Origin of the sequence: Streptomyces sp. NPDC048504 (assembly GCF_043200035.1) — a bacterium.
Lineage (GTDB): Bacteria > Actinomycetota > Actinomycetes > Streptomycetales > Streptomycetaceae > Streptomyces.
The window spans coordinates 202684-225139 of record NZ_JBICXA010000010.1 but is presented as its reverse complement, the minus strand read 5'-3'; the positions used below and the strand labels follow the sequence as shown (position 1 = coordinate 225139).

16 protein-coding genes are annotated in these 22456 nt (G+C 69.4%); 8 read left to right on the top strand and 8 right to left on the bottom strand.

The features are described from left to right. Positions 1-42: 42 nt before the first annotated feature. The 4 genes from ACGFY9_RS25565 to ACGFY9_RS25550 all read right to left on the bottom strand — a co-directional run bounded on the left by ACGFY9_RS25565 (position 43) and on the right by ACGFY9_RS25550 (position 6659). Positions 43-1293 carry an alpha-L-fucosidase gene (locus ACGFY9_RS25565; protein WP_393757755.1) on the bottom strand — a complete coding sequence of 417 codons (1251 nt, stop codon included), beginning with the start codon at positions 1291-1293 and terminating at the stop codon, positions 43-45. A 91-nt stretch (positions 1294-1384) separates the two neighbouring features. Continuing rightward, positions 1385-4444 (bottom strand): alpha-mannosidase, encoded by a 3060-nt coding sequence (locus ACGFY9_RS25560; RefSeq protein WP_393757754.1) that lies wholly within the window; start codon positions 4442-4444, stop codon positions 1385-1387. Positions 4445-4560: 116 nt separating this feature from the next. Next, complete coding sequence (locus tag ACGFY9_RS25555; protein ID WP_393757752.1) at positions 4561-5898, bottom strand: 6-phospho-beta-glucosidase; 1338 nt, start codon at positions 5896-5898, stop codon at positions 4561-4563. Then, positions 5895-6659, bottom strand: coding sequence for a DeoR/GlpR family DNA-binding transcription regulator (locus ACGFY9_RS25550; RefSeq protein ID WP_019058991.1), 765 nt, complete (start codon positions 6657-6659; stop codon positions 5895-5897). Before ACGFY9_RS25550 ends, ACGFY9_RS25555 begins: the two co-directional genes overlap by 4 nt. Before the next feature lie 151 nt (positions 6660-6810). On the opposite strand from ACGFY9_RS25550, the gene ACGFY9_RS25545 reads away from it, so the two are divergent. The 8 genes from ACGFY9_RS25545 to ACGFY9_RS25510 all read left to right on the top strand — a co-directional run bounded on the left by ACGFY9_RS25545 (position 6811) and on the right by ACGFY9_RS25510 (position 18451). Continuing rightward, a complete protein-coding gene (locus ACGFY9_RS25545; protein WP_393757750.1) occupies positions 6811-7827 on the top strand; it encodes a carbohydrate kinase family protein in 1017 nt (338 codons plus the stop codon). A 98-nt stretch (positions 7828-7925) separates the two neighbouring features. Continuing rightward, entirely contained in the window at positions 7926-9212 is a 1287-nt protein-coding gene (locus tag ACGFY9_RS25540; RefSeq protein WP_393757748.1) for an ABC transporter substrate-binding protein, read from the top strand. Beyond that, on the top strand, positions 9212-10171 hold the full coding sequence (locus ACGFY9_RS25535; protein WP_393757746.1) for a carbohydrate ABC transporter permease: 960 nt from the start codon (positions 9212-9214) through the stop codon (positions 10169-10171). Before ACGFY9_RS25540 ends, ACGFY9_RS25535 begins: the two co-directional genes overlap by 1 nt. A 13-nt stretch (positions 10172-10184) precedes the next feature. Next, positions 10185-11048 (top strand): carbohydrate ABC transporter permease, encoded by an 864-nt coding sequence (locus ACGFY9_RS25530; RefSeq protein ID WP_393757744.1) that lies wholly within the window; start codon positions 10185-10187, stop codon positions 11046-11048. Further along, a complete protein-coding gene (locus ACGFY9_RS25525; protein ID WP_393757742.1) occupies positions 11048-14008 on the top strand; it encodes a glycoside hydrolase family 2 TIM barrel-domain containing protein in 2961 nt (986 codons plus the stop codon). The genes ACGFY9_RS25530 and ACGFY9_RS25525 overlap by 1 nt, the downstream gene beginning before the upstream one ends. A gap of 52 nt (positions 14009-14060) precedes the next feature. Further along, positions 14061-15908 (top strand): LamG-like jellyroll fold domain-containing protein, encoded by a 1848-nt coding sequence (locus ACGFY9_RS25520; RefSeq protein ID WP_393757740.1) that lies wholly within the window; start codon positions 14061-14063, stop codon positions 15906-15908. 27 nt (positions 15909-15935) lie between these two features. Then, complete coding sequence (locus ACGFY9_RS25515) at positions 15936-17609, top strand: PHP domain-containing protein (protein WP_393757738.1); 1674 nt, start codon at positions 15936-15938, stop codon at positions 17607-17609. Beyond that, positions 17609-18451 (top strand): hypothetical protein, encoded by an 843-nt coding sequence (locus ACGFY9_RS25510; protein WP_393757736.1) that lies wholly within the window; start codon positions 17609-17611, stop codon positions 18449-18451. Before ACGFY9_RS25515 ends, ACGFY9_RS25510 begins: the two co-directional genes overlap by 1 nt. A 71-nt stretch (positions 18452-18522) precedes the next feature. On the opposite strand, the gene ACGFY9_RS25505 is transcribed toward ACGFY9_RS25510, so the two are convergent. The 4 genes from ACGFY9_RS25505 to ACGFY9_RS25490 are packed head-to-tail and all read right to left on the bottom strand — an operon-like array spanning position 18523 to position 22325. Then, a complete protein-coding gene (locus ACGFY9_RS25505; RefSeq protein WP_393757734.1) occupies positions 18523-18978 on the bottom strand; it encodes a MaoC family dehydratase in 456 nt (151 codons plus the stop codon). A gap of 23 nt (positions 18979-19001) precedes the next feature. Continuing rightward, the gene (locus ACGFY9_RS25500) at positions 19002-20504 is read right to left on the bottom strand and encodes a long-chain fatty acid--CoA ligase (RefSeq protein ID WP_393757732.1); all 1503 of its coding nucleotides are present in this window, start codon (positions 20502-20504) and stop codon (positions 19002-19004) included. 10 nt (positions 20505-20514) lie between these two features. Further along, entirely contained in the window at positions 20515-21384 is an 870-nt protein-coding gene (locus ACGFY9_RS25495) for an amidohydrolase family protein (protein ID WP_318021880.1), read from the bottom strand. Between the two features lie 23 nt (positions 21385-21407). Next, a complete protein-coding gene (locus ACGFY9_RS25490) occupies positions 21408-22325 on the bottom strand; it encodes an SDR family NAD(P)-dependent oxidoreductase (protein WP_393757730.1) in 918 nt (305 codons plus the stop codon). Positions 22326-22456: the final 131 nt, after the last annotated feature.

Here is a 22456-nt window from a genome sequence, read left to right as displayed (position 1 = left end):
CGGCCGCCTCGGTGTGTGTGCCCCGACAGCCGGCTCCGTCGGTCAGAAACGGCCCGAGCCCCGGTACAGCTCCAGATCCCCGTCCAGCTCCACGGCGAGGACCGTGGCGAGCGGGTCGAGATCGGTCAGCGGCGGCGGGTCGATCCACAACTGCCCCACGGCCTCGTGCAGTCCGCCGATGACCCGGTGGGCGAGTTCGGTGCCGGTGCCGAGCACGGTGACCCGGCGGACCGGGGTGACCAGCCCCCGGACTCCGATCTCGGCGCGCGGGATGTCGTACAGGGTGAGATAGAGGGTGCGCCGGTCGGCGGAGAGGGTGCTCGGCCCGTAGTGGTGCCCGGCCGGGAGCCCGCGCACCGTGCCGTACACGGCGTCGGCGTGCTTGCGGATCCACTCCCCCAGGCCTTCGAGACGCTCGACCTGCGGCTGCGGGATGGTGCCGTCCTCCATCGGGCCCACGTCGAGCAGGAGGTTGCCGCCCCCGCCGATCGTCTCCGTGAAGTAACGCACCAGCTGGCTCAGCGACTTGTGGTTGTCGTCGTGGTGCTGGTACCCCCACGAGTCGTTGATGGTGAGGCACAACTCCCAGGGCCCGTCCGGGGGTTCGACGGGGGCGCCCTGCTCCGGTGTCGCGTAGTCGCCCTCGCTGAGCATGCGCGCGTTGAACACGACGTGCGGCGAGTACGAGCGGATCAGCGCGGCGAGTTCCTTGATGCGCCACTGCTCCTCGCTGCGGTCCCACTCGCCGTCGAACCACATCAGGTCGGGCCGGTAGCGGGAGGCCAACTCCCTTATCTGACCGTCCCGGTAGGCAATGAACCGCTCCCAGGCGTCCAGGTCCTCGAACTCGGCCGCGACCTCGGAGTAGCGGTTGTCCTCCTGCTCCGGCGGGCGGCCCGGCTTGCGCGTGGTGGCGTAGTCGGGGTGGTTCCAGTCGGAGTGGGAGTAGTAGAGGCCGACCTTCAACCCCTGCTCGCGGAGGGCGTCGGCGTACCCGGTGAGGTAGTCCTTGCCGAGGTTGAGATCGCCGAACTCGGTGTCCCACAGGGCCACCCCGTCGTGGTGACGGCTCGTCAGGACGGCGTACTTGGCGCCGGCGCGGGCGAACAGGTCGGCCCAGGCGCGCGGGTCGTACTTCGCGCCGGTGAACCGGTCGAGCTGGGACATGTACTGGTCGTGGGGCACGATGTCGTCGTAGAACGACCAGGACTCCTGGACGCCGTCGACGGCGTAGATCCCCCAGTGGACGAAGATCCCCAACTTGGCGTCGGTGAACCACGGTTGCATGGGCACGGCTGAACTCCCTCTACGTACAGGGTGAGTTGGGAGACGAAGAGGGGCGGGCCCGGCGGCACCGATGCCGGGCCCGCCCCTCCCCCGGGTTCTACTGGCCCGCGCCCGCCCGCTGCAGACGGAGCGTCAGGATCTGGAAGGGCCGCAGGGACACGGCCACCGAGTCGCCGTCGACGGAGGCCTCGTCCGCCAGCGGTCGCTCCAGCAGGTCGGTGATCCGCGCGGCCGCGAGCGGGAAGCCCGTGCGCAGTGCGCCCCGGGCACGGCCGCCGTTCGACTCGTAGAGGCGGACCACGACGTCGCCGGACTCGTCGTCGGCGAGCTTGACCGCCTCGACGGTGATGCCGTCGCCGTCGACGGAAACGACCGGCTGCGGGGCGCCTCCCGAATCGGCCACGCGCAGCGGGAGGTTGAGGGCGTAGCCCTCGGCGACCGCGTCCTCGATGCTCGCGCCGGGCAGCAGCGAGTAGGTGAGGCGGTGCTTGCCCTGGTCGGCGCCCGGGTCCGGGATGCGCGGGGCGCGCACCAGGCTCAGGCGGACCGTGGTCGTCGTGCCGCCGTCCTCGCGGACCGTGCGGGAGACGTCGTGGCCGTACGTCGAGTCGTTGATGACGGCGACGCCGTAGCCGGGCTCGGCGAGGTGCACCCAGCGGTGGCCGGAGACCTCGAAACGGGCCGCCTCCCAGCTGGTGTTGGTGTGCGTGGGCCGCTGGATGTGGCCGAACTGGATCTCGGCGGAGGAGTGCGCGGCCCGGATGTCCACGGGGAAGCCGGCCTTGAGGAACTTCTCGGCCTCGTGCCAGTCGATGTCGGTCTCGAAGTCGATGCGGGGGCTGCCCGCGCGGACGGTGATCGTCTGCACGATCTTCGAGCCCTTGCCGAAGGACCGTTCCACGCGGATCGCGCCGAGCAGCGGGTCCTGCTCGACGACCGTGATGGAGTCGGCGTCCAGGAGGTCGGTGAAGCGGTTCTTGTAGTGCTTGTCGACGTCCCAGGCATCCCAGTAGTTGGGCAGGTCGGTGTGCAGACGCAGCAGGTTGCCCTGGTCGGCGAGGACTTCACGGCTGCCGTGGCGCAGGTCGCGCACGGAGGCGAGGGTGCCGTCGTCGGCGAGTTCGACGCGGACGATGCCGTTGTCGAGGACGCGGTCGGTGACGGTCACCGCCTGCGGGACGTACTCGGCGGCCAGCGGGGCGCTGCCGTTCGCCGGGACCGTCGCGTACATCGGGACGCCGGTCGCCGTGCGGATGACCTCGGCGCGGTCGAAGGGGCTGGTGTTGAAGACGCGGGTACCGCCGCCGCCCAGCGCGGCCACGGCCGCCGCCGTCAGCTCCTCCAACTCCGTTGCCACACGCGCGTATTCGGCCTCGGCCTCGCGGTGCACCCAGGCGATCGAGGAACCCGGCAGGATGTCGTGGAACTGGTGCAGCAGCACCGTCTTCCACAGCCGGTCGAGCTTCTCGTACGGGTACGCGTAGCCCGGCGCGTGCAGCGCGGCCGTGGTCGCCCACAACTCGGCCTCGCGGAGCTTGTGTTCACTGCGCCGGTTGCCCTGCTTGGTGCGGGCCTGGGAGGTGTAGGTGGCGCGGTGGAGTTCGAGGTAGAGCTCGCCGACCCAGACCGGGGCGTCCGGGTACTCGGCGCGGGCCTTGGCGAAGAACTCGTCGGGGTGCTCGACGACGACCTTCGGTGAGCCTTCCAAGTCGGCGAGCCTGCGCGCCCGTTCCATGATCTCGCGGGTCGGGCCGCCGCCGCCGTCGCCCCAGCCGAAGGGGGCCAGGGAGCGGGTGGCGTTGCCCTTCTCCTGGTAGTTGCGGACCGCGCGGGACATCTCCTCGCCGCTGAAGCGGGCGTTGTAGGTGTCGACCGGCGGGAAGTGGGTGAAGATGCGGGTGCCGTCGATGCCCTCCCACCAGAAGGTGTGGTGGGGGAACTTGTTGGTCTGGTTCCAGGAGATCTTCTGGGTGAGGAACCACTCGTTGCCGGCGAGCTTGGCGAGCTGCGGGTAGGCCGCGTTGTAGCCGAAGGAGTCGGGCAGCCAGACGCCCTTGGTCTCGACGCCGAAGTGCTCGATGAAGAACCGCTTGCCGTGGATCAGTTGGCGGGCGATGGCCTCGCCGCCGGGCAGGTTGCCGTCGGACTCGACCCACATGCCGCCGACCGGCGCCCACTGGCCGCGCTTCACGGACTCCTGGATGCGGGCCCACACCTGCGGGTAGTTGTCGCGCACCCACTCGTACTGCTGGGCCTGCGAGCAGGCGAAGATGAAGTCCTCGTACTCGTCGGCCAGCGAGGTCACGTTCGAGAAGGTGCGGGACGTCTTGCGCTTGGTCTCGCGGATCGGCCACAGCCACGCCGAGTCGATGTGCGCGTGTCCGACACCGGAGACGATGTGCGCGCTGGCGTTGGCGGGCTTGGAGAGCACCGGCTTCAGCGCGGCCCGTACGTCGGCTGCCGTACCGGCGACGTCGTCGAGGTCGAGGAGGTCCAGGGCCCGGTCGAGTGCGTGCATGATTTCGTGCCGGCGCGGGTCGTGCTCGCTCAGTTCCAGCATCAGTTCGCGCAGCACCTGGACGTCGAGGTCGAGATGGAAGACCTCCTCGTCGAGGACGGCGAGGTCGGCGCGGCGGAATGTATACAGTGGACGGTCGCCTGCCGTCAGTACATCACCGAGCGGCGTGGGCTCGGAGAAGTCGTTGGCGAGGATGTCGGGGTTGGAGGCCGCCTCGACGAGGTAGTCGATGACCTCGCCGCCCGCCGCCGGGTTGGCGATGGCGACGTACTGGTTGAGCGGGTTGACCGCCTTGAGCGGTGTCCCGTCCGTGAGGTGGACCAGGGCCTCGGCCTGGTTGCCGGGCCAGTCGCCGACGAAGCCGAGGTCGATGACGGCCTCGACGCGCTTCCCGGCCCACTCCTCCGGCACCTGCCCGCACATCCGGAACCAGGTGGTGCCCCAGGGCGGACCCCACGGGGTGTCCATCGCGAACGGCGTGTACGGCGCCGCCGCGGCCTCCTCGAAGGGGACCGGCTCACCCGGCGCCTGCCAGGCCTCGACCGTGAAGGGCGCGGTGGCCGCGTAGATCGCGGGCTTGATGCGCTGGTTGTGGGCGCGCTCGACGCGCTCCTCGATCCTGCGGCGTTCGTCGTGCATGGGAAGTCTCCAGGGAACCAGGGAGCTGCTGAGAACTTTGGGGAGCTGCCGAGAACTCGCTGCCGAGAACTCGGGGTGCTGTCCCGAACTGGGGAAAGCGCTTACCGAACGGATGCCTACTTAAGGTACGCCAGGCCCGGGTGGACCTCGGTGTAGCCCTCGACCAGCCGACGGGCGACGTTCACCGAGTCGACCAGCGGGTGCAGCGCGAAGGCCTTCACCGCCGTCGCACGGGAGCCGTTCTCGGCCGCCGCGAGGACCTCGCGCTCGACGCCCTTGACCGCGCAGACCAGGCCGGTGGCGTGGTCGGGCAGCGGGTCGACGGCGACGGGGTGGGCGCCGTTGGCGTCGACCAGGCACGGCACCTCGATGACGGCGTCCGCGTCGAGGACGGACAGGGCGCCCTGGTTGCGGACGTTCAGGATCAGGGTTGTGCGTTCGTCGCGGGCGATGGCCCGCATCAGGGCGAGGGCGACCTTCTCGTACCCGCCGGAGAGGTCGTCGGCGTCGCGTTCGCCGGCGCCGGCCGTCTCCCTGTTCTCCGCCATGTAGGTCGCCTCGCGCTCGGCGCGGGTGCGGTCCCAGGCGGTCAGCGCGGCCGCGTCGGGGCGCTTCATCTCGTCGTAGAACTGCGCCTGTTGGTCGCGGAGGAAGGCGCCGCGGGTCTTCTCGACCTCGGTGTAGGCGCGGACGGTCTCGCGGTTGAAGTAGTAGTAGTGCAGGTACTCGTTCGGGATCGCGCCGAGCGACTGGAGCCAGTCGGCGCCGAAGAGCTTGCCCTCCTCGAAGGAGCCGAGGAGGTCGGGGTCGGCGAGCAGGCGCGGGAGTTCGTCGCGGCCGGCGACGCGCAGGCCGCGTACCCAGCCGAGGTGGTTGAGGCCGACGTAGTCGATGAAGGCCTCGCGCGGGTTGGCGCCCAGGACCGTGGCGATACGGCGGCCGAGGCCGACCGGGGAGTCGCAGATGCCGATGACGCGGTCGCCGAGGTGGCGGGACATGGCCTCGGTGACCAGGCCCGCCGGGTTGGTGAAGTTGATGACCCAGGCGTCGGGGGCGAGGCGGGCCACGCGCTGGGCGATGTCGACGGCGACCGGGACGGTTCGTAGACCATAGGCAATACCGCCGGCGCCGACCGTCTCCTGGCCGAGGACGCCCTGCGCCAGCGCCACGCGCTCGTCGTTGGCGCGGCCCTCCAGGCCACCGACGCGGATCGCGGAGAAGATGAAGTCGGCTCCGCGCAGGGCCTCGTCGAGGTCCGTGGTGGCGGTGACGGTGGGGGCGTCGGGCACAGTGGCGGCCTGTTCGGCCAGTACACGGGCGACCGCATACAGCCGACTGTCGTCGAGATCGTGCAGCACGACCTCGGTGACCCGGCCCTCGCCGCGGTCCGTCAGGAGTGCCCCGTACACGAGCGGCACCCGGAACCCGCCGCCGCCCAGAATCGTCAGCTTCACGCTTTCACCTTTCCTGCCACGACGACCTCGACGCCCGCTTCCTCCAGGGAGGAACGGGTCACCGGGTCGACCGGGGCGTTCGTCACCACCGCGTCCAGGTCCTCGGGACCGCACACCTTCGCCATCCCCGTACCCGGGAACTTCTGCGCGTCCGCGAGCAGTACGACCTTGTCCGCGGCCTTGATCATGGCCCGTTTCACCGGCACCTCGACGACCGTCGTGTCCATCACCTGGCCGCCGGGCCGCACTCCGCTGGTGCCGAGGAAGAGCCAGTCGGCGTGCAGCTGGCGCAGGTTGTCCTCGGTGAGGAAGCCCACCAGGGACCGGTACTCGCGCCGGACCATGCCGCCGAGCAGCACCAGTTCGATGCCCTCGTCGTCGGCCAGCTCCTCGTAGACCACGAGGTTGCTGGTGATCACGGTGAGCCGGCGGCCGTGCAGCTGGCGGGCCAGCCGGTAGGCGGTGGTGCCGATGTCGAGGAGGACCGACTGGCCGTCCGCGACCATCGCGGCGGCGCGCGCGGCTATCGCGTCCTTCTCGGCCACCCGCACCTCGGCGACCTCGGCGAAGGGCTGGTCGCCCTCGTCGGCCACGGCACCGCCGTGGACACGCGTGAGCAGTCCGTCCTCCTCCAGTTTGAGCAGATCACGCCTGATGGTGGCGGGGCTCACACCCAGCTGCTCGGAGAGATCGGTCACGGCCGCGGGGCCCCCGGAGCGCAGGGCCCGCAGGATGAGTTGATGTCGTCGTTCTGCCAGCACGCCGCGAACACTACTCGTCATCTTCAATCATTTCTATGCTCAGTTCTGCTTGGGTATTGACCAATCTCGTCGAGCAGCGCACGATTCCGGTCACCGAAATGAAGAGTTTTGACGAACTCTCCAGACGACGTGCCGACGAGAGGATGCGCGCGTGGACGACCCCCGGCCCGATGTGCTGCTGACCGGGCTGCTCTTCTACGACCTCGTCCTCACGGGTCTGGGGCAGCCGCCGACGCCGGGCGAGGAGATCTGGACGACCGGCATGGGCTGCGGCCCGGGCGGCATCGCGAACCTCGCGGTCGCCGCGTCCCGCTTCGGCCTGCGGACCTCCCTGGCCACGGTCTTCGGCGACGACTTCTACGGCGCGTACTGCCACGAGATCCTCGCCGGCCAGGAGGGCGTCGACCTCTCCCTGTCCCGCACCGCGAACGGCTGGCACACCCCCGTCACCGTCTCGCTCGCCCACGGGAACGACCGGGCGCTGGTCACCCACGGCCAGGAACCGCCGTACTCGCAGGACGTGCTGATGGGCGACCCGCCCGAGGCGCGGACCGCGCTGGTGCATCTGGAGGCCGAGCCGCGCGCGTGGCTCGGCAAGGCCTCCGCGAACGGCACGCAGATCTACGCCGACGTCGGCTGGGACCCCACCGAGCAGTGGTCCCGTGACCTGCTCGACCAGCTCGCCCTGTGCCACGCCTTCCTCCCCAACGAGACCGAGGCGATGGCGTACACCCGCACCGACAGCGCGGTCGCGGCGCTCGGCACCCTCACCGAACTGGTGCCGGTCGCGGTGATCACGCGGGGCGGCGACGGGGCGATCGCCGCCGACCAGACGACCGGCGAGTACGCGGAGGTCCCGGCCCTGGCCGTCGACGTCCTGGACGCGACGGGCGCCGGTGACGTGTTCGGCGCGAGCTTCGTCGCGGCCTCGCTCGGCGGCTGGCCGCTGGAGGAACGGCTGCGGTTCGCGGTGCTCGCGGCCGGGCTGTCCGTCCAGCATCCCAGCGGTGCGCTGGCGGCGCCGGGCTGGTATGGCGTCGACCGTTGGCTGCATACAGTCCGCGATCCCGAACTGCGGCGTGCGTACGGCTTCCTGGTCGACAGGATCCCGGCGGACCCCGGTCCGCCCGTCTCGTACGCCCCCGTCACTCCCCCCGCACGGGAGTAGCTCCCCCCACCTCGCAAGTCCCTTGCAAATCCCCCCACTTCAGCCCCTCGTATGCACGACCCGAACAGATCGAACAGATCCGAAAGGCGGTGGGAGCTGTGCGGCTCTCACGAAGAGGCCTGCTCCGTGCGGGCCTGGCCGGTACGGCCGCCACGGCGCTCGGCGGCCTGGCGTCCGGCTGTGCCGTTCCGACCGGTTCCACCGGCCGGAACATGGTCCTGTGGTACTGGGACGGCGGCCTCGGCGACACGGTCCTGAAGAAGGCCAAGGCCCGTTACGACAGCTCCGTCGACCTCCAGGCCATCAAGATCGGTGGTTACTACCGGTCCAAGCTGCTCACCACGATGGCCGGTCGCGCCCATGTCCCCGACATCGCCGGCCTCAAGGGCGAGGACATGGCGTCCTATCTCCCCAACTCCGACCAGTTCGTGGACCTCAGGACACTCGGCGCGGACAAGTACAAGAGCCAGTTCCTGGCATGGAAGTGGGAGCAGGGCATCGCCGACGACGGCACGATGGTCGGCTTCCCGATCGACTGCGGGCCGGTGGCGCACTTCTACCAGTACGCCGTGTTCCGCAAGGCGGGGCTGCCGTACGAACCGGCCGATGTCTCACGGGAGTTGAACACCTGGGAGAAGTTCTTCGCGGCGGGCGAGCAGCTCAGGAAGCGGATTCCCGGGACGTCCATGGTCACCGACGTCAACAGCGTCTTCGAGAACGTGGTGCAGCAGGGCAGCAAGCGCTACGTCGACAAGGACCGCCACTTCATCGGCGACCAGGCACATGTGCGCCACGCCTGGGCGCTGGCCGTGGAGGCCAAGCAGCGCAGAATCGTCTCCAATCTCGTCAGCGGTACCCCCGACCAGTTGTCGGCCGTGGACGACGGCAAGCTGCCCAGTCAGCTGGGCGCCTCCTGGGCGACCAACGACATCAAGACCGGCAACCCGAAGACCAAGGGCAGGTGGCGGATCGCCGACATGCCCGTACGGCCGTCCAACAACGGCGGCTCGTTCCTGTCGATCACCAAGGAGTGCCGACAGCCGGAGCAGGCCTTCCAGATCATCTCGTGGATGCTCGACGCGTCGAACCAGGCACAGGGGTTCGTCGACGCGGGTCTGTTCCCGTCCACGCCGGCCTCGTACGACCTGAAACAACTGCGTGAGCCGGACGCCTTCTTCGGCGGCCAGGTCACGATGGACATCTTCGGGCCCGCCGCGCAGAAGATCGTGGTCGCCTACAACAGCCCGTTCGACGTCGCGCTCGGGCAGCCCATCAAGGACGAGATCAAGAACGTCGGTGTCCTCGGCAAGGACCCCAAGAAGGCCTGGAGTGACGCCATGAGCAAGTGCCGGCGCATCGCGGACCACCTGGGGGTGAGCTACTGATGGCCACCGCACTCGACAAGCCCCCGACCGCCGTGGGCAGTTCGTCCGCCTCCGCGCAGCCGAAGAGCGGCTTCCGCAAGTACTGGCATCTGTATGCCGCGATCTCCCCGTTCTATCTGCTGTTCCTCTGCTTCGGGCTGATCCCCGTCGGCTTCTCGCTCTACCTCTCCTTCCACCGCTGGGACGGCCTCGGCTCGATGGAGTGGGCGGGTCTGTCGCAGTACAAGTACCTGCTGAGCGACACCGACTTCTGGAACTCGATCGGCAACACGCTGATCATCTGGGCGCTGGCCACCTTCCCCATGATCTTCCTCGCGATGATCACGGCCGTGATGCTCAACTCGGCGGTCCGCTTCAAGAACGTGTACCGCTTCGCCTACTTCCTGCCGAACGTCACCTCGGTGGTGGCGATCGCGATCGTCTTCGGCTCGGTGTTCTCCACCAACTTCGGCCTGGTGAACGCCCTGTTGCAGGCGATCGGCATCGACCAGATCGCCTGGCTGAACACACCATGGGGCATCAAGATCGCCATCGCGACGCTGATGACCTGGCAGTGGACCGGCTACAACGCGATCATCTTCCTCGCCGGTCTGCAGACCATCCCGAGCGAACTGTACGAAGCGGCAAGGATGGACGGCGCCGGACCGGTGCAGACCTTCTTCCGGATCACGCTGCCGATGCTGCGCCCGGTGCTGCTGTTCGTGCTCGTCATCTCGACGGTCACCGGTCTGCAGAGCTTCTCCGAACCACAGGTGCTGCTCCAGAACACCTCCAACGACTCGACGTTCGCGGGCGGTCCGGGCCACTCCGGCCAGACGATGGTCCTGTACTTCTTCCAACAGACCTTCGACAACAACGACTTCGGTTACGGCGCCGCCGTGGCCTGGGGCATCTTCCTCGTCGTCATCATCTTCTCCATCGTCAACTGGCGCCTGGTGCAGCGCCGGGGCGAAGACTAGGGAGCCGGTCACCATGGCATTCTTCCAAGGCACACGGCGGCCGAAGGCGATCCGGGGCACCCGGAGCCGCGGCATCGCCCTCCATGTCTCCCTGATGCTGGGCGTGTTGCTCTCGGCCTTCCCGTTCTACTGGGCCGTGATCATGTCGACGCACACCTCGTCGGAGATCTTCTCCTACCCGCCGAAGCTGCTGCCCGGCACGCACTTCCTGGAGAACGTGCGCAGCCTCTTCGACAACATCGACTTCTTCGGCTCGATGTTCAACTCGGTGCTGGTGGCGGGGTCGGTGACCTTCCTGGTCCTGTTCTTCGACTCGCTGGCCGCGTTCGTCTTCGCCAAGTTCCAGTTCCCCGGCAAGAACGTGATGTTCGCGCTGCTGATGGGCATCTTCATGGTGCCGGCGCAGCTCGCGGCCATCCCGCAGTTCGTCATCATGGCGAAGCTCGGCTTGATCGGCTCGATGACCGCGCTGATCGTGCCTGCGGCGGCCAACGCGTTCGGCATCTTCTGGATGCGCCAGTACATGAAGAGCGCGATCCACGACGAACTCCTCGACGCCTCCCGCATCGACGGCGCGAGCTTCCTGCGCCAGTACTGGCACGTGGCCCTCCCGGTGGTCCGGCCGGGCCTCGCCTTCCTCGGCATCTTCACGTTCATGGGCCAGTGGAACGACTACGCCTGGCCCCTGATCGCCCTCACCAACCCGAACAACGTGACGCTTCAGGTCGCGCTGTCCCAGCTCAACGGCACCCACGGCACCACCGACTACGGAATGGTCATGACCGGCGCGCTTCTGGCCCTCATCCCCCTGCTGATCGTGTTCGCGGTCGGCGCCAAGCAGATCATCGGCGACCTCGGCAAGGGAGCCATCCGCTGATGACCGACCCGCTGCTCGCGCTCCGCCCCTGGGAGTCACCCGAGGTGACCTCCTGGGGGCGGTTGCCCATGTCCGCCGTCGACCGCCGCGCCGGCGCGCGCTCCCTCGACGGCGACTGGCGCTTCCAGCTGCTGCCGGCGCCGGACGCGCCACTCGCGGACGCCTGGTCGTCCGCATACGTGCCGGGCGTATGGACCATGCAGGACACGGACGACCTTCCGCAGTACACGAACGTCCGTATGCCGTATGCAGAATTCCCTCCGCTGTCGCCGGTCGACAATCCGACGGGTGTCTACGAGCGCGAGGTGGACGTCCCGGCCGACTGGGCCGGGCGGCGGATCGTGCTCCAGGTCGGGGCCGCCGAGAGCGTGCTGCTCCTGCACGTGGACGGGCGGCCCGTCGGCATCTCCAAGGACTCCCACCTCGCCGCCGAGTTCGACCTCTCGCACGTCGTACGTCCCGGCGGGCGGGCCACCGTACGGCTGACCGTGGTCAAGTGGTCGGACGCCTCGCACATCGAGGACCAGGACCAGTGGTGGCACGGGGGCATCACCCGGTCGGTGCTGCTGTACGCGACCGATCCGCTGTATCTCGCGGACGTCACCGTGCGGGCGTCCCACGACGGCGAGCTGCGGGTCGACTGCCAGGTGCGGGACGCGGCAGGCGCGCTGCCCGCCGGGTGGTACGTCAGCGGTGACCTCGACGGTCAACTCCTCACCCAGGACGAGGAGTTCGACCGCTTCAACACCGAGGACGACCGGGTCTCCGACTTCCTCGGCGAGGCCCGCATGCGCACCGGCGTCACCGAGGTCCGCACCTGGAACGCCGAGACGCCCGAGCTGTACGGCCTCACCGTCCGGCTGCACCGCGCCGACGGAACGGTCGCCGACGCGTCGTACCGGCGCATCGGATTCCGTGACGTGGAGATCGTCGGGCGGGATCTGCTCGTCAACGGCGAGCGCGTGTTCATCCGGGGCGTCAACCGGCACGACTTCCATCCGCTGACCGGCCGCACGGTGTCGTACGACGACATGCGCGCGGACCTGGTGCTGCTCAAGCGGTTCGGCTTCAACGCGATCCGCACCTCGCACTACCCGAACGACCCGGCGCTCTACGACCTCGCCGACGAGCTGGGTTTCTACGTCGTCGACGAGGCGGACATCGAGTCGCACGACCACGCGCACGAGATCGCGGACGACCCGCGCTATCTGAACGCGTTCGTGGACCGCATGGCGCGGATGGTGCTGCGCGACAAGAACCACCCCTCGGTCATCATCTGGTCGCTCGGCAACGAGTCCGACTACGGCGCGAACCACGACGCGGCCGCCGGCTGGGTCCGGCGCCACGACCCCACTAGACCGGTCCAATACGAGGGAGCGGCCAAGCGCGGCTGGGCCGACCCGGACCTCGCCTCCGACATTGCGTGTCCGATGTACGCACCGCTGGAGGACTGTGTCGCGCACGCGCTGTCCGGTGAGCAGACCAAGCCGTTGATCCAGTGCGAGTACTCCCACGCCATGGGCAACAGCAACGGGACCCTCGCGGACCACTGGGCTGCCATCGAGTCAACCCCGGGTCTTCAGGGCGGCTTCATCTGGGAGTTCTGGGACCACGGAATCCTGCAGCGTGTGAGCGACGGAAGACCCACCGGCCGCGCGGGCGCCGGACTGTATGACAACGGTGTCGCCGCGCCCGGTCAGCGCTGGGCGTACGGCGGTGACTTCGGCGAGTCGGTCCACGACGGCGCGTTCATCGCCGACGGCGTGGTGTTTCCCGACCGCACGCCCAAGCCGGTCATGTTCGAGCACCGGGAGATCGCGGCGCCGGTGCGCATCGAGTGTTTCCGGCACGAGGGCATCGTCCTCGGCAACCATCAGCACTTCCGCGGCCTCGAATGGCTGTCCGGTACTTGGGAGTTGGCCCTCGCGGACGGCCGTACGCTGACCGCCCCGGCCGAACTGCCCGCCCTATGCCCGGGCGAGACGGCGGCCGTACCACTGCCGTTCGAGCTGCCGGAGGACGGCGGCGAGGCCTGGCTGACGCTGCGCGTGAGGACGGCCGAGGACCAGCCGTGGGCACCGCGCGGCACGGACGTGTGCGCGCCCCAGGTACGGCTGCGGGCGGCAACTCCCATGGCGCCGCCGGTGGTTGGCGGCGGCGGGGTCGAGGTCGACGGTGAGGGCCTCCTGCTCCACCCGCTGTTGACGGTCGCCCCGACGCTGTCCCTGTGGCGGGCGCCCACCGACAACGACGAGTTGGGCGGCATGGCGGCGCGCTGGCGGGCCTGGGGGCTCGACTCGCTGGTCCGCAAGATCGTCTCGGTACGGCGTGACGGCGAGCGAAGCGAGATGGGGGTCCCCCCGGCCGAAGGCTGGGGGAGGGTGACGACGGTCGCGGAGTACGCCGGGGCGGTCGGTGTGGTCCGGCACTGTCAGGTGTTCACGCCGGTGGAGGGCGGGGTCCGGGTCGAGGAATCGGCCCAGCTGCCCGAGGAGTTCGTCGATGTGGCCCGGGTGGGCACCGTGTTCGAGACGGTGCCGGGGCTCGATCTGCTGGAGTGGTTCGGCCGGGGTCCCTGGGAGTCGTACCCCGACCGCAGCACGGGCGCGCCCGTGGGCCACCACTCGGTCCCCGTCGACGAGTTGTTCACCCCGTATCTGCGGCCGCAGGAGAGCGGTGGGCGGCACGGGGTACGGCGGTTCACGCTGTCGGCACCGGACGCCACCGGTCTCGCGGTCGACCTCGACGAGCCCCGCCAGGTCTCGGTGACCCGCCATCGCGCCGCGGACCTGACCGCCGTACGGCATCACGACGAACTGGTGCCGCGCGCGTCCTGCGTGGTGCAACTCGACGCGGCGCACCGGGGGTTGGGCACGGCTTCGTGCGGCCCCGACACCACACCGCAGTACCTCGTCGCACCGGGTGTCCATCGCTGGAGCTGGACCCTGCGCGTTCTCTGAACCCCCCAGTTCTCAGCAGCTTTCACGAGCACTCACCCTGTACGGAGCACACGTGTGTACTTCGCATGACCACGACCAAGAGCAGTGCGAGAGCGCCCAGGCCGGTGCCGGGCGCCGCAACTTCCTGCGGGCGACCGCGCTGCTCGGTGCCGCCGCCACCGCCGGTGTCGCGCTGCCGGGCGCCGCCGAGGCGGCCCCGAACCCGACGTCCACGAAGGCGGGTTGGCGGCCCGACACCGAGAGCCGCCGCTTCACGCTCGCCGTGATGCCGGACACCCAGTACCTCTTCGACGGGCCGAGCATCGACAAGGCGCCGATCGAGGCCTCGCTGCGCTATCTCCTGGAGCACGGCAAGGACGACAACATCGTCTTCCTGTCCCACCTGGGCGACCTGACGCAGAACGGGGCCGTGCCCGAATTCGCCGCGATCGGGGAGGCGTTCAGGCTGCTGGACCGGCGGGGCGTCGGCTACAGCGTGCTGGCGGGCAACCACGACATCAAGTCGTCGACGGACGACCAGCGCGGCGCGTCGCCCTACCTGGACGCCTTCGGCCCGCAGCGCTTCACGAGCAAGTCCACGTTCGGCGGGGCCTCTTCGGACGGCTACAACACGTACCACCTGTTCAAGGCGGCCGGACGCCAGTGGCTGGTGCTGGCGCTGGACTGGCGGCTGTCGGCGAAGGGCTACGCCTGGGCGAAGGACGTCATCGCGCAGCACCCGAAGACACCGGTCATCCTCACCACGCACGAACTGGTCGTGGACGACGACACGTTGTCGGACTACGGGCAGCAGCTGTGGAACCAGCTGATTGCGGACCACGACCAGATCTTCCTGACCCTGAACGGCCACTACTGGCCGGCTCGCCGGGCAACGCGCAAGAACGCGGCGGGGAATGACGTCCACCTTCACCTGACGAACTATCAGAACCGTTACTTCGGCGGCGCGGCGATGATCCGCCTCTACCACTTCGACCTGGACCGCGACGTCATCGACGTCGAGACGGTGTCGCCGTGGATCCTGGGCCGGGCCGCGAAGGGCCTCAACGAGCTGGAGCGGCAGGAGATCGAACTCAGCGGCGACGCCGACCGGTTCTCCGTCGGCATCGACTTCGCCGACCGCTTCGCGGGCTTCGACCCGGTGCCGGTCCGCGCGGCGCGTCCCGCGTCGAAGATGGTGATCCCGGGCACGGCCGCCTACTGGCGCTTCGAGTCACCGGTCTCCGGCACCGTCCGTGACCTGTCCGGCCGCGGCAACGACCTCACCGTCGTCTCCGTGAACGGCGGCACGCTCGGCTGGTCCGCCGACCACCACCCGGACCAACCGGGGCACGGCAGCCTGGAGTTCACGGGCTACAAGTCCCCGCTGAAGGGCGCGTATCTGCGGACCGTCGACGGTGCTCCGCTCAACTCGGCGACGTTCAAGGACGGTTACACCATCGAGGCGTTCTACTGGCTGCCGGCCGACTGGGATGCCTCGCACAACGCCTGGGCCGGTCTGGTCAGCCGCACGGGCCGCAACGGCTCCGTCGGCACGGTGACGGACGACCCCGACGAACCGCTCGCCACCCTGTCCCTCTCCGACGGCCCGGGCCCGCAGTGGGCGATGCACCCCCTGAACCAGCAGCAGTTGGCCACCAACTGGGGTGACGAGACCGACCCCGAGATCTGGTGGCACCTCGCCGTCGTCAACGACGGACGGCACACCACGATGTACGTCCAGGGCTGCCCGGTGGCCCGCAACCCGCACGCCCCCGCGATCGGCATCGCGTCCTCCGGGCAGCCCTGGCTGCTCGGCGGCTACGAGTACGCGGACAAGATCGACCAGATCCTGCACGGCCGCCTCGGCGATGTCCGGATCGTCTCCCGGGCGCTGCCCGTGACCTCCTTCATGACCCACTGACAGCCCTCCAGAGGACTCACACCGATCATGACCGAGCAGCAGCTGCCCGCCTGGGCCGACCCGTCCGTCTCTCCCGCCGACCTCGACGCGCAGGGCGTCTCCCGACGCCAGCTCCTGCGCCGCGCTGGCCTGTTCGGCGCCGCGTTCACCCTCGGCGCGGGCCCGCTCGCCACCTCCGCGTCGGCGGCCGGGCGGGGCTACGGCGGCAACGACCCGCGCCTCGCCTACCTCGTCGGCGACCACCACGTGCACTCCGTGTACAGCCACGACGCGAAGTACACGTTCTCCCAGCAGGCGAAGGCCGCCGCCGAGTACGGCCTCGACTGGATGGTGTTCAACGAGCACTCCAACTTCGGACACGCCTCCTACGGCGCCGAGTTGGAGCACGCGGAGATCCTCAAGGCGCGTGCCGAGAACCCGCGCCAGCTGATCTTCCAGGGCCTGGAGTGGTACATCCCGGCCGCCGAGCACTGTACGGTGTTCGCCGCGCCCGGCCGGCACGAGGTGGACCTGCTCACGCAGTTCGAACTCGCCTACGACGGCAAGCTGTTGGGCTACACCGAGGGCTCGGCCGGGGCGACGGACACCGCCCGCAACGAGGCCCATGCGGTGAAGGCCATCAAGTGGCTGGCGGAGCAGCGCCGTTCGGGCTACGTCGACGACGTCCTCGTCCTCGCCAACCACCCGCTGCGCCTGGGCATCGACTCCCCGCACGAGATGCGCAATTGGCGGGACGCGGCCCCCGAGATCATGATCGGCATGGAGGGCGCACCCGGCGCCCAGGGCGCGGCCCTGCCCGGCTGGCGCGGTGCCACGTCGATCCGCGGCGAGTACGAGAACAAGCCGTCGGCGCAGTCCTGGTCGGGCTATCCGGCGGACGCGTATGTGACGTACGGCGGTTTCGACTGGGCGACGGCGACCGTCGGCGGGCTGTGGGACGCGATGCTGGCCGAGGGCCGGCTGTTCTCGATCACCACCAACTCCGACAACCACCGTACGGTCTACGACACGTGGGCCAACGGCGCCTGGCCCGCCGGGCAGAACTTCGACAACACCGGCAAGCTGCCCGACCCGGTGCAGACCGACTCCCCGCAGCCCGGCAGCGACTTCTGGCCCGGCGAGTTCAGCCGCACCCACGTGGGCGTGACCCGTTACGGCTACCGCGAGGTGATGGCGGGGATGCGCGCGGGCCGGGTCTGGGTGGACCACGGGCATCTGCTGGACGGGCTCGACGTGCGCCTGAAGCGGGACTGCGACTCCGGCCGGGGCGTCACGCTGGGCGGCCGGCTGCGCGTCCGCAAGGGCGACCGGCTCACCCTGAACATCACCGTGACGACCGCCTCGCGGCCCAACGCCCGGGGAATCCTGCCCGAGTTGGCGCACGTGGACGTGATCCGGGGCGCGGTGCGCGGCACGGTGTCCGACCGGGACGCGTGGCGGGCGCCGGACACGAAGGTCGTCCGTACCGCGGACGTCGGCGGCCGCGAGGGGACGTACACCCTGCGCGTCCCGGTGACCGCCGGGGACGAGTCCTTCTATCTGCGGCTGCGCGGCAGCGACGGCAACCGGCACGGCCCCGGCTACCTCGGCGCCTCGGTCGACCCGCACGGCCCGATCCCCCACGAGCCCGGCAACGGTGACCCGTGGGCCGACACATGGTTCTATTCCAACCCCATCTTCGTCGACCTGGCAGGTATCTGATGAAGCGTCAACTCACTGTCCTCGCTGGCTTATTGGGTGCTCTCACGCTCGGCGTGAGCACCTCCTCGGCGGCGGCCGCCACCACCTGGGTGGAGACCGGCACGGCGTACACCGGCAGCCTCGGCGGCGGTGAGGGCGTCGCCAGTCAGGCGGACGGCTCGCTGCTGTACCGCGGGCTGGCGTCCATCCCGCTGGATCTGCGCATCCAGGGCTGGAACCACATCGGCGACCCGGACATCGCGAACGGCTATGTCTTCGACGCCTACCAGGGCGCCGACACGGCCACGTCCAAGATGTTCGCGGTCACCACGCCGTCGGGGACTCGGTACTCCTACGTCCACACGCTCGACTCGGGCGAGAAGATCAACAACTCGTTCGACGCGGTCTCGCCCGACACGCAGTGGATGGTGTCGGGCGAGTGGGGCGACCAGTCCAGACTCCAGGTCTTCCCCACGCCCCTGCTCAACCCGTCGACTCCGGCGACGGGCGGGGCGCTGCCGCAGGCCGGGCAGATCACCCTGGACAAGACGGTGAACGACATCCAGGGCTGCGACTTCGTGACGGACATCCGCCTGCTGTGCGTCTCGGACGACGCGTCGGGGACCAAGTTCCCCGAGATCCGCCCGCTCCTCCAGGTCGACCTGCCCCACAAGCTGGACGGCCGGCCGATCACCGGCACGGTCACCAGCCTGTTCGCACTGCCCGAACGCAGCATCTGCACGGGCACGTTCGAGGCCGAGGGCATCGACTACGACGTGAACAGCGGGACGCTGCGCGCCGAAGTCGTCCAGCCGGGCGTGTGCCAGGTGTCGACGAGCGTCTACTCGTACAAACAGCAGTAGACAAACAGCGGTAGACAAACGGCGGTCGGCAGTCGACCGTCACTCGGTCGGCGGTCGGCAGCAGCAGCCGGTCAGGCGTAGAACCGCGAGAGACTCTGCAGGACGGCGGCGGGCTTCGGCCCGCCGTCGATCTCGATGGTCCCGTCGACGGCGACCTGTACCCCGCCGGGCACGTCCTCCACCGAGGCGAGCTTCGCGACGAGCCGGATCCGTGACCCCACCTTGACCGGTGCGGGGAAACGCACCTTGTTCAGGCCGTAGTTGACCTTCGTCGACACGCCCTCGACGTCCAGCAGCTCGGTGAAGAGCGGGATGAAGAGGGAGAGGGTCAGATAGCCGTGCGCGATGGGCGCGCCGAAGGGGCCTGCCGCGGCCTTCTCCGGGTCGACGTGGATCCACTGGTGGTCGCCCGTCGCGTCGGCGAAGGTGTTGACGCGTTCCTGGGTGACCTCGATCCACTCGCTGGTACCGAGGTCGCTGCCCGCGAGCTTCTTGAGTTCGTCGAGGCCGTTGACGGTGATGCTCATAAGTAGCCTGTTCCTTAAGGGAGTTACTGGTCGCCGAAGCGCTTGCGCACCCGGGACTTGAGGAGCTTTCCGGAAGCGGTGCGCGGGAGTTCGTCCGCGACCACCATCGACTTGGGGATCTTGTACTTGGCGAGCCGGCCGGCCAGCGACGCGAGTACCTCGTCGGGATCCGGCGACGCACCCGCGCGCGGCACGACGACCGCGCGCGGCACCTCGCCCCACTTGTCGTCCGCGACCCCGATGACCGCGCACTCGACGATGTCGGGGTGGGCGAGGAGGAGGTCCTCGATCTCGGCCGGGTAGATGTTCTCCCCACCGGAGATGATCATGTCCTTCATACGGTCGACGATGTACACGTACCCGTCCTCGTCGGTCCGTGCCGCGTCCCCGCTGCGGAACCAGCCGTCGGCGAAGACCGCGGCCGTCTCCTCGGGCAACCCCCAATAGCCGGGCATGACATGGGGCCCGCGCACCACGACCTCGCCGGTCTCGCCGACGTCGGCGGGGGTGAGGTCGGGCCGTACGACCCGTACATCGCTGAAGAAGTGCTGCACGCCCGCCGAACCCGCCTTGCTCACCGCGTGTTCGGCGTCCAGGAACAGGGTCCCGGGCGCGGCCTCCGTCATGCCGTAGCCCTGGAGGAAGGTCAGTCCGCGTTCCTGGTAGGCGGCGATCAGGGGTGACGGGACCGGGGAGCCGCCGCAGGTGAGGATGCGCAGCGAGGAGAGGTCGGCGTCGGCCCAGCGCGGGTGCCGGGCCAGCTGGTCGAACATCGTCGGGACCCCGAACATGAAGGTGATCCCGTGCTGTTCGATCAGGTCGAAGGTGGCCGCCGGGTCGAAGGCCTCCACCAGGACGCAGGTGCCGCCCTTGAGCAGCACCGGCAGGGTGAGCATGTTCAGGCCTGCCGTGTGGAACAGCGGGGCGGAGACCAGGGCGCGTTCGTCGGCGATCAGGTCGGTGTCGACGAGGACGTTGATCGCGTTCCAGGCCAGGTTGCCGTGGGTGAGCATGGCGCCCTTGGGGCGACCCGTCGTGCCCGAGGTGTACATGATGATGCAGGTGTCGTCGGCCGTGACGGGCTCGTCGATCGGCTCGTCGGACGCCGCGTCGAGCAACTCCTCGTATTCCGGGCCGACTTCGAGGTACGTGCGGACGTCGGTGCTGCCCGGGAGTCCGGCGACGAGGCCGGCGTGCGTCGGGCCGTAGACGAGGATCTTGGCGCCGGAGTCGGTGAGTTGGTGGGCGATCTCGGGGCCGGCGAGGCGGGTGTTGAGGGGGACGAAGACCGCGCCGAGGATGCCGGCCGCGAACAGGGTCTCCAGGTAGGAGGGGTGGTTGGGGCCGAGGTGGGCGATGCGGTCGCCGCGGCGGACGCCTCGGGCGCGCAGGGCGTGGGCGAGGCGGGTGGTTCGTGTATGCAATGTGCCGTAGTCCATCGACGAACCGCCGTGGATCAGAGCCGTGCGGTGCGGGGTCTTGCGGGCCCGGCGTGCGGGCCAGGACCCCAGTCCCTCGTTGCGCATCCGGTGCCCCTTACGTCAGTCCGAGCAGGCGGGCGGCGTTCTCCTTGAGGATCTTCGGCTTGACCTCGTCCTTGATCGGCAGCTTCTCGAAGTCGGCGAGCCAGCGGTCCGGGGTGAGGACGGGGTAGTCGGAGCCGAAGAGGACCTTGTCCTTCAGCAGGGTGTTGGCGTACTGCACCAGCTGCGGCGGGAAGTACTTCGGGGACCAGCCGGACAGGTCGATGTGCACGCCCGGCTTGTGCGTGGCGACGGCGAGTGCCTCGTCCTGCCAGGGGAAGGAAGGGTGCGCCAGGATGATCTTGAGGTGCGGGAAGTCGGCGGCGACGTCGTCGACATGGAGAGGGTTGCTGTACTTCAGGCGGATGCCGCCGCCCCCCGGCACTCCCGCGCCGATGCCCGTCTGGCCGGTGTGGAAGAGGGCGATGGTGCCCGTCTCCTCGATGACCTCGTACAGGTCGTAGGCCACGGACCGGTCGTTGGGGAAGAAGCCCTGGATGTTGGGGTGGAACTTGAAGCCCTTGACCCCGTACTCCTCGACCAGGCGGCGGGCCTGCTTCACCCCCGCTCGGCCCCGGAACGGGTCGATGGAGGCGAAGGGGATCAGGACGTCCGGGTTGGCGGCGGCGGCCTCGGCGACCTCCTCGTTCGGGACGGGCTCGGTGCCGGTCGCGGACTCGGCGTCGACCGTGAAGATCACCGCGGCCATCTTCCGCTCGCGGTAGTACGCGGCGGTCTCCTCCAGGGTCGGCTTCCGCTTCCCCTCGACCTTGAAGTAGGCGGAGGAGGCGTCGTGCAGGTCGTCGTCCAGGGAGGAGTGCCCCTTGGAGGACACCTCCGCGTGGGTGTGGACGTCGATCGCCACGAGTCCACCGACGTCCATACCCGTGTCGGTACCGATGTCCATCACGCCTCCGGCAGCTTCGGTGCGGGGATGCCGACCGACTGGAGTTCGGCGCCGACCGAGGTGGGGAAGGCGTCGGCCAGGGTGTCAGGGGTCCAGCCGCCGTCGGCGTAGGCCGCGCTGATCTCCTGCGGGTGGGACCAGAGTGCCACCTTGTCGCCGCCGATGCCGATGGCCTGGCCGGTGATGCCGCGCGCGGCCTCGGAGGCGAGGTAGGGCACGAGGGCGGCGCAGTCCTCGGGGGTGCCGAAGCCCTCGCCCTTGCGGAGGAAGTCGGGCAGCGGGTCGCCGTTCTTCATGGCCTCGATGTACGGGGCGAACGCGGGGATCGTCTCGGTCATCGCGGTCGCGGCGACCGGCACGATCGCGTTGACGGTGATGCCCGCGCGGCCCAGCTCCATCGACCAGGTACGGGCGAAGGCGGCGATGCCCGCCTTGGCGGCCGAGTAGTTCGTCTGGCCGAAGTTGCCGCGCTGGCCGGCCGGCGAGCCGACCAGGATCAGGCTGCCGCCCTCGCCCTGCTCGCGCATCCGTACGGCGGCGGCGCGGGCGCAGGTGAAGGTGCCCTTGAGGTGGGTGGTGATCACCGCGTCGAAGTCCTCGTCGGTCATCTTCCACAGCACCTTGTCGCGCAGGATGCCGGCGTTGGTGACCAGGATGTCTAGCCGCCCGAACTCCTCGACGGCACGGTTCACCAGCCGCTCGGCGGCCTCCGTCGTGCCGACCGGGACCACCTCGGCGACGGCGGTGCCGCCCGCCTCGGCGATCGACTTCACGGCCTGTTCGGCCACCGCCTCGTCGATGTCGTTGACGACCACGGACGCGCCGTGGGCGGCCAGGGCGTGCGCGTAGGCGAGGCCAAGGCCCCGGCCACTGCCGGTGACGACGGCGACCTTGCCGGTCAGATCGATGCTGGGCACGAGCGGTCCCTTCACAAGACGAGGCTGCGGTACGACACACCGGGACCGTGACTGCGAAGTCCCCGAAGTCTGCGAGGACTGCGAACGGCACCGGTGCGGCTACGAGATCGAAGCTAAGAGCAATAATTGTC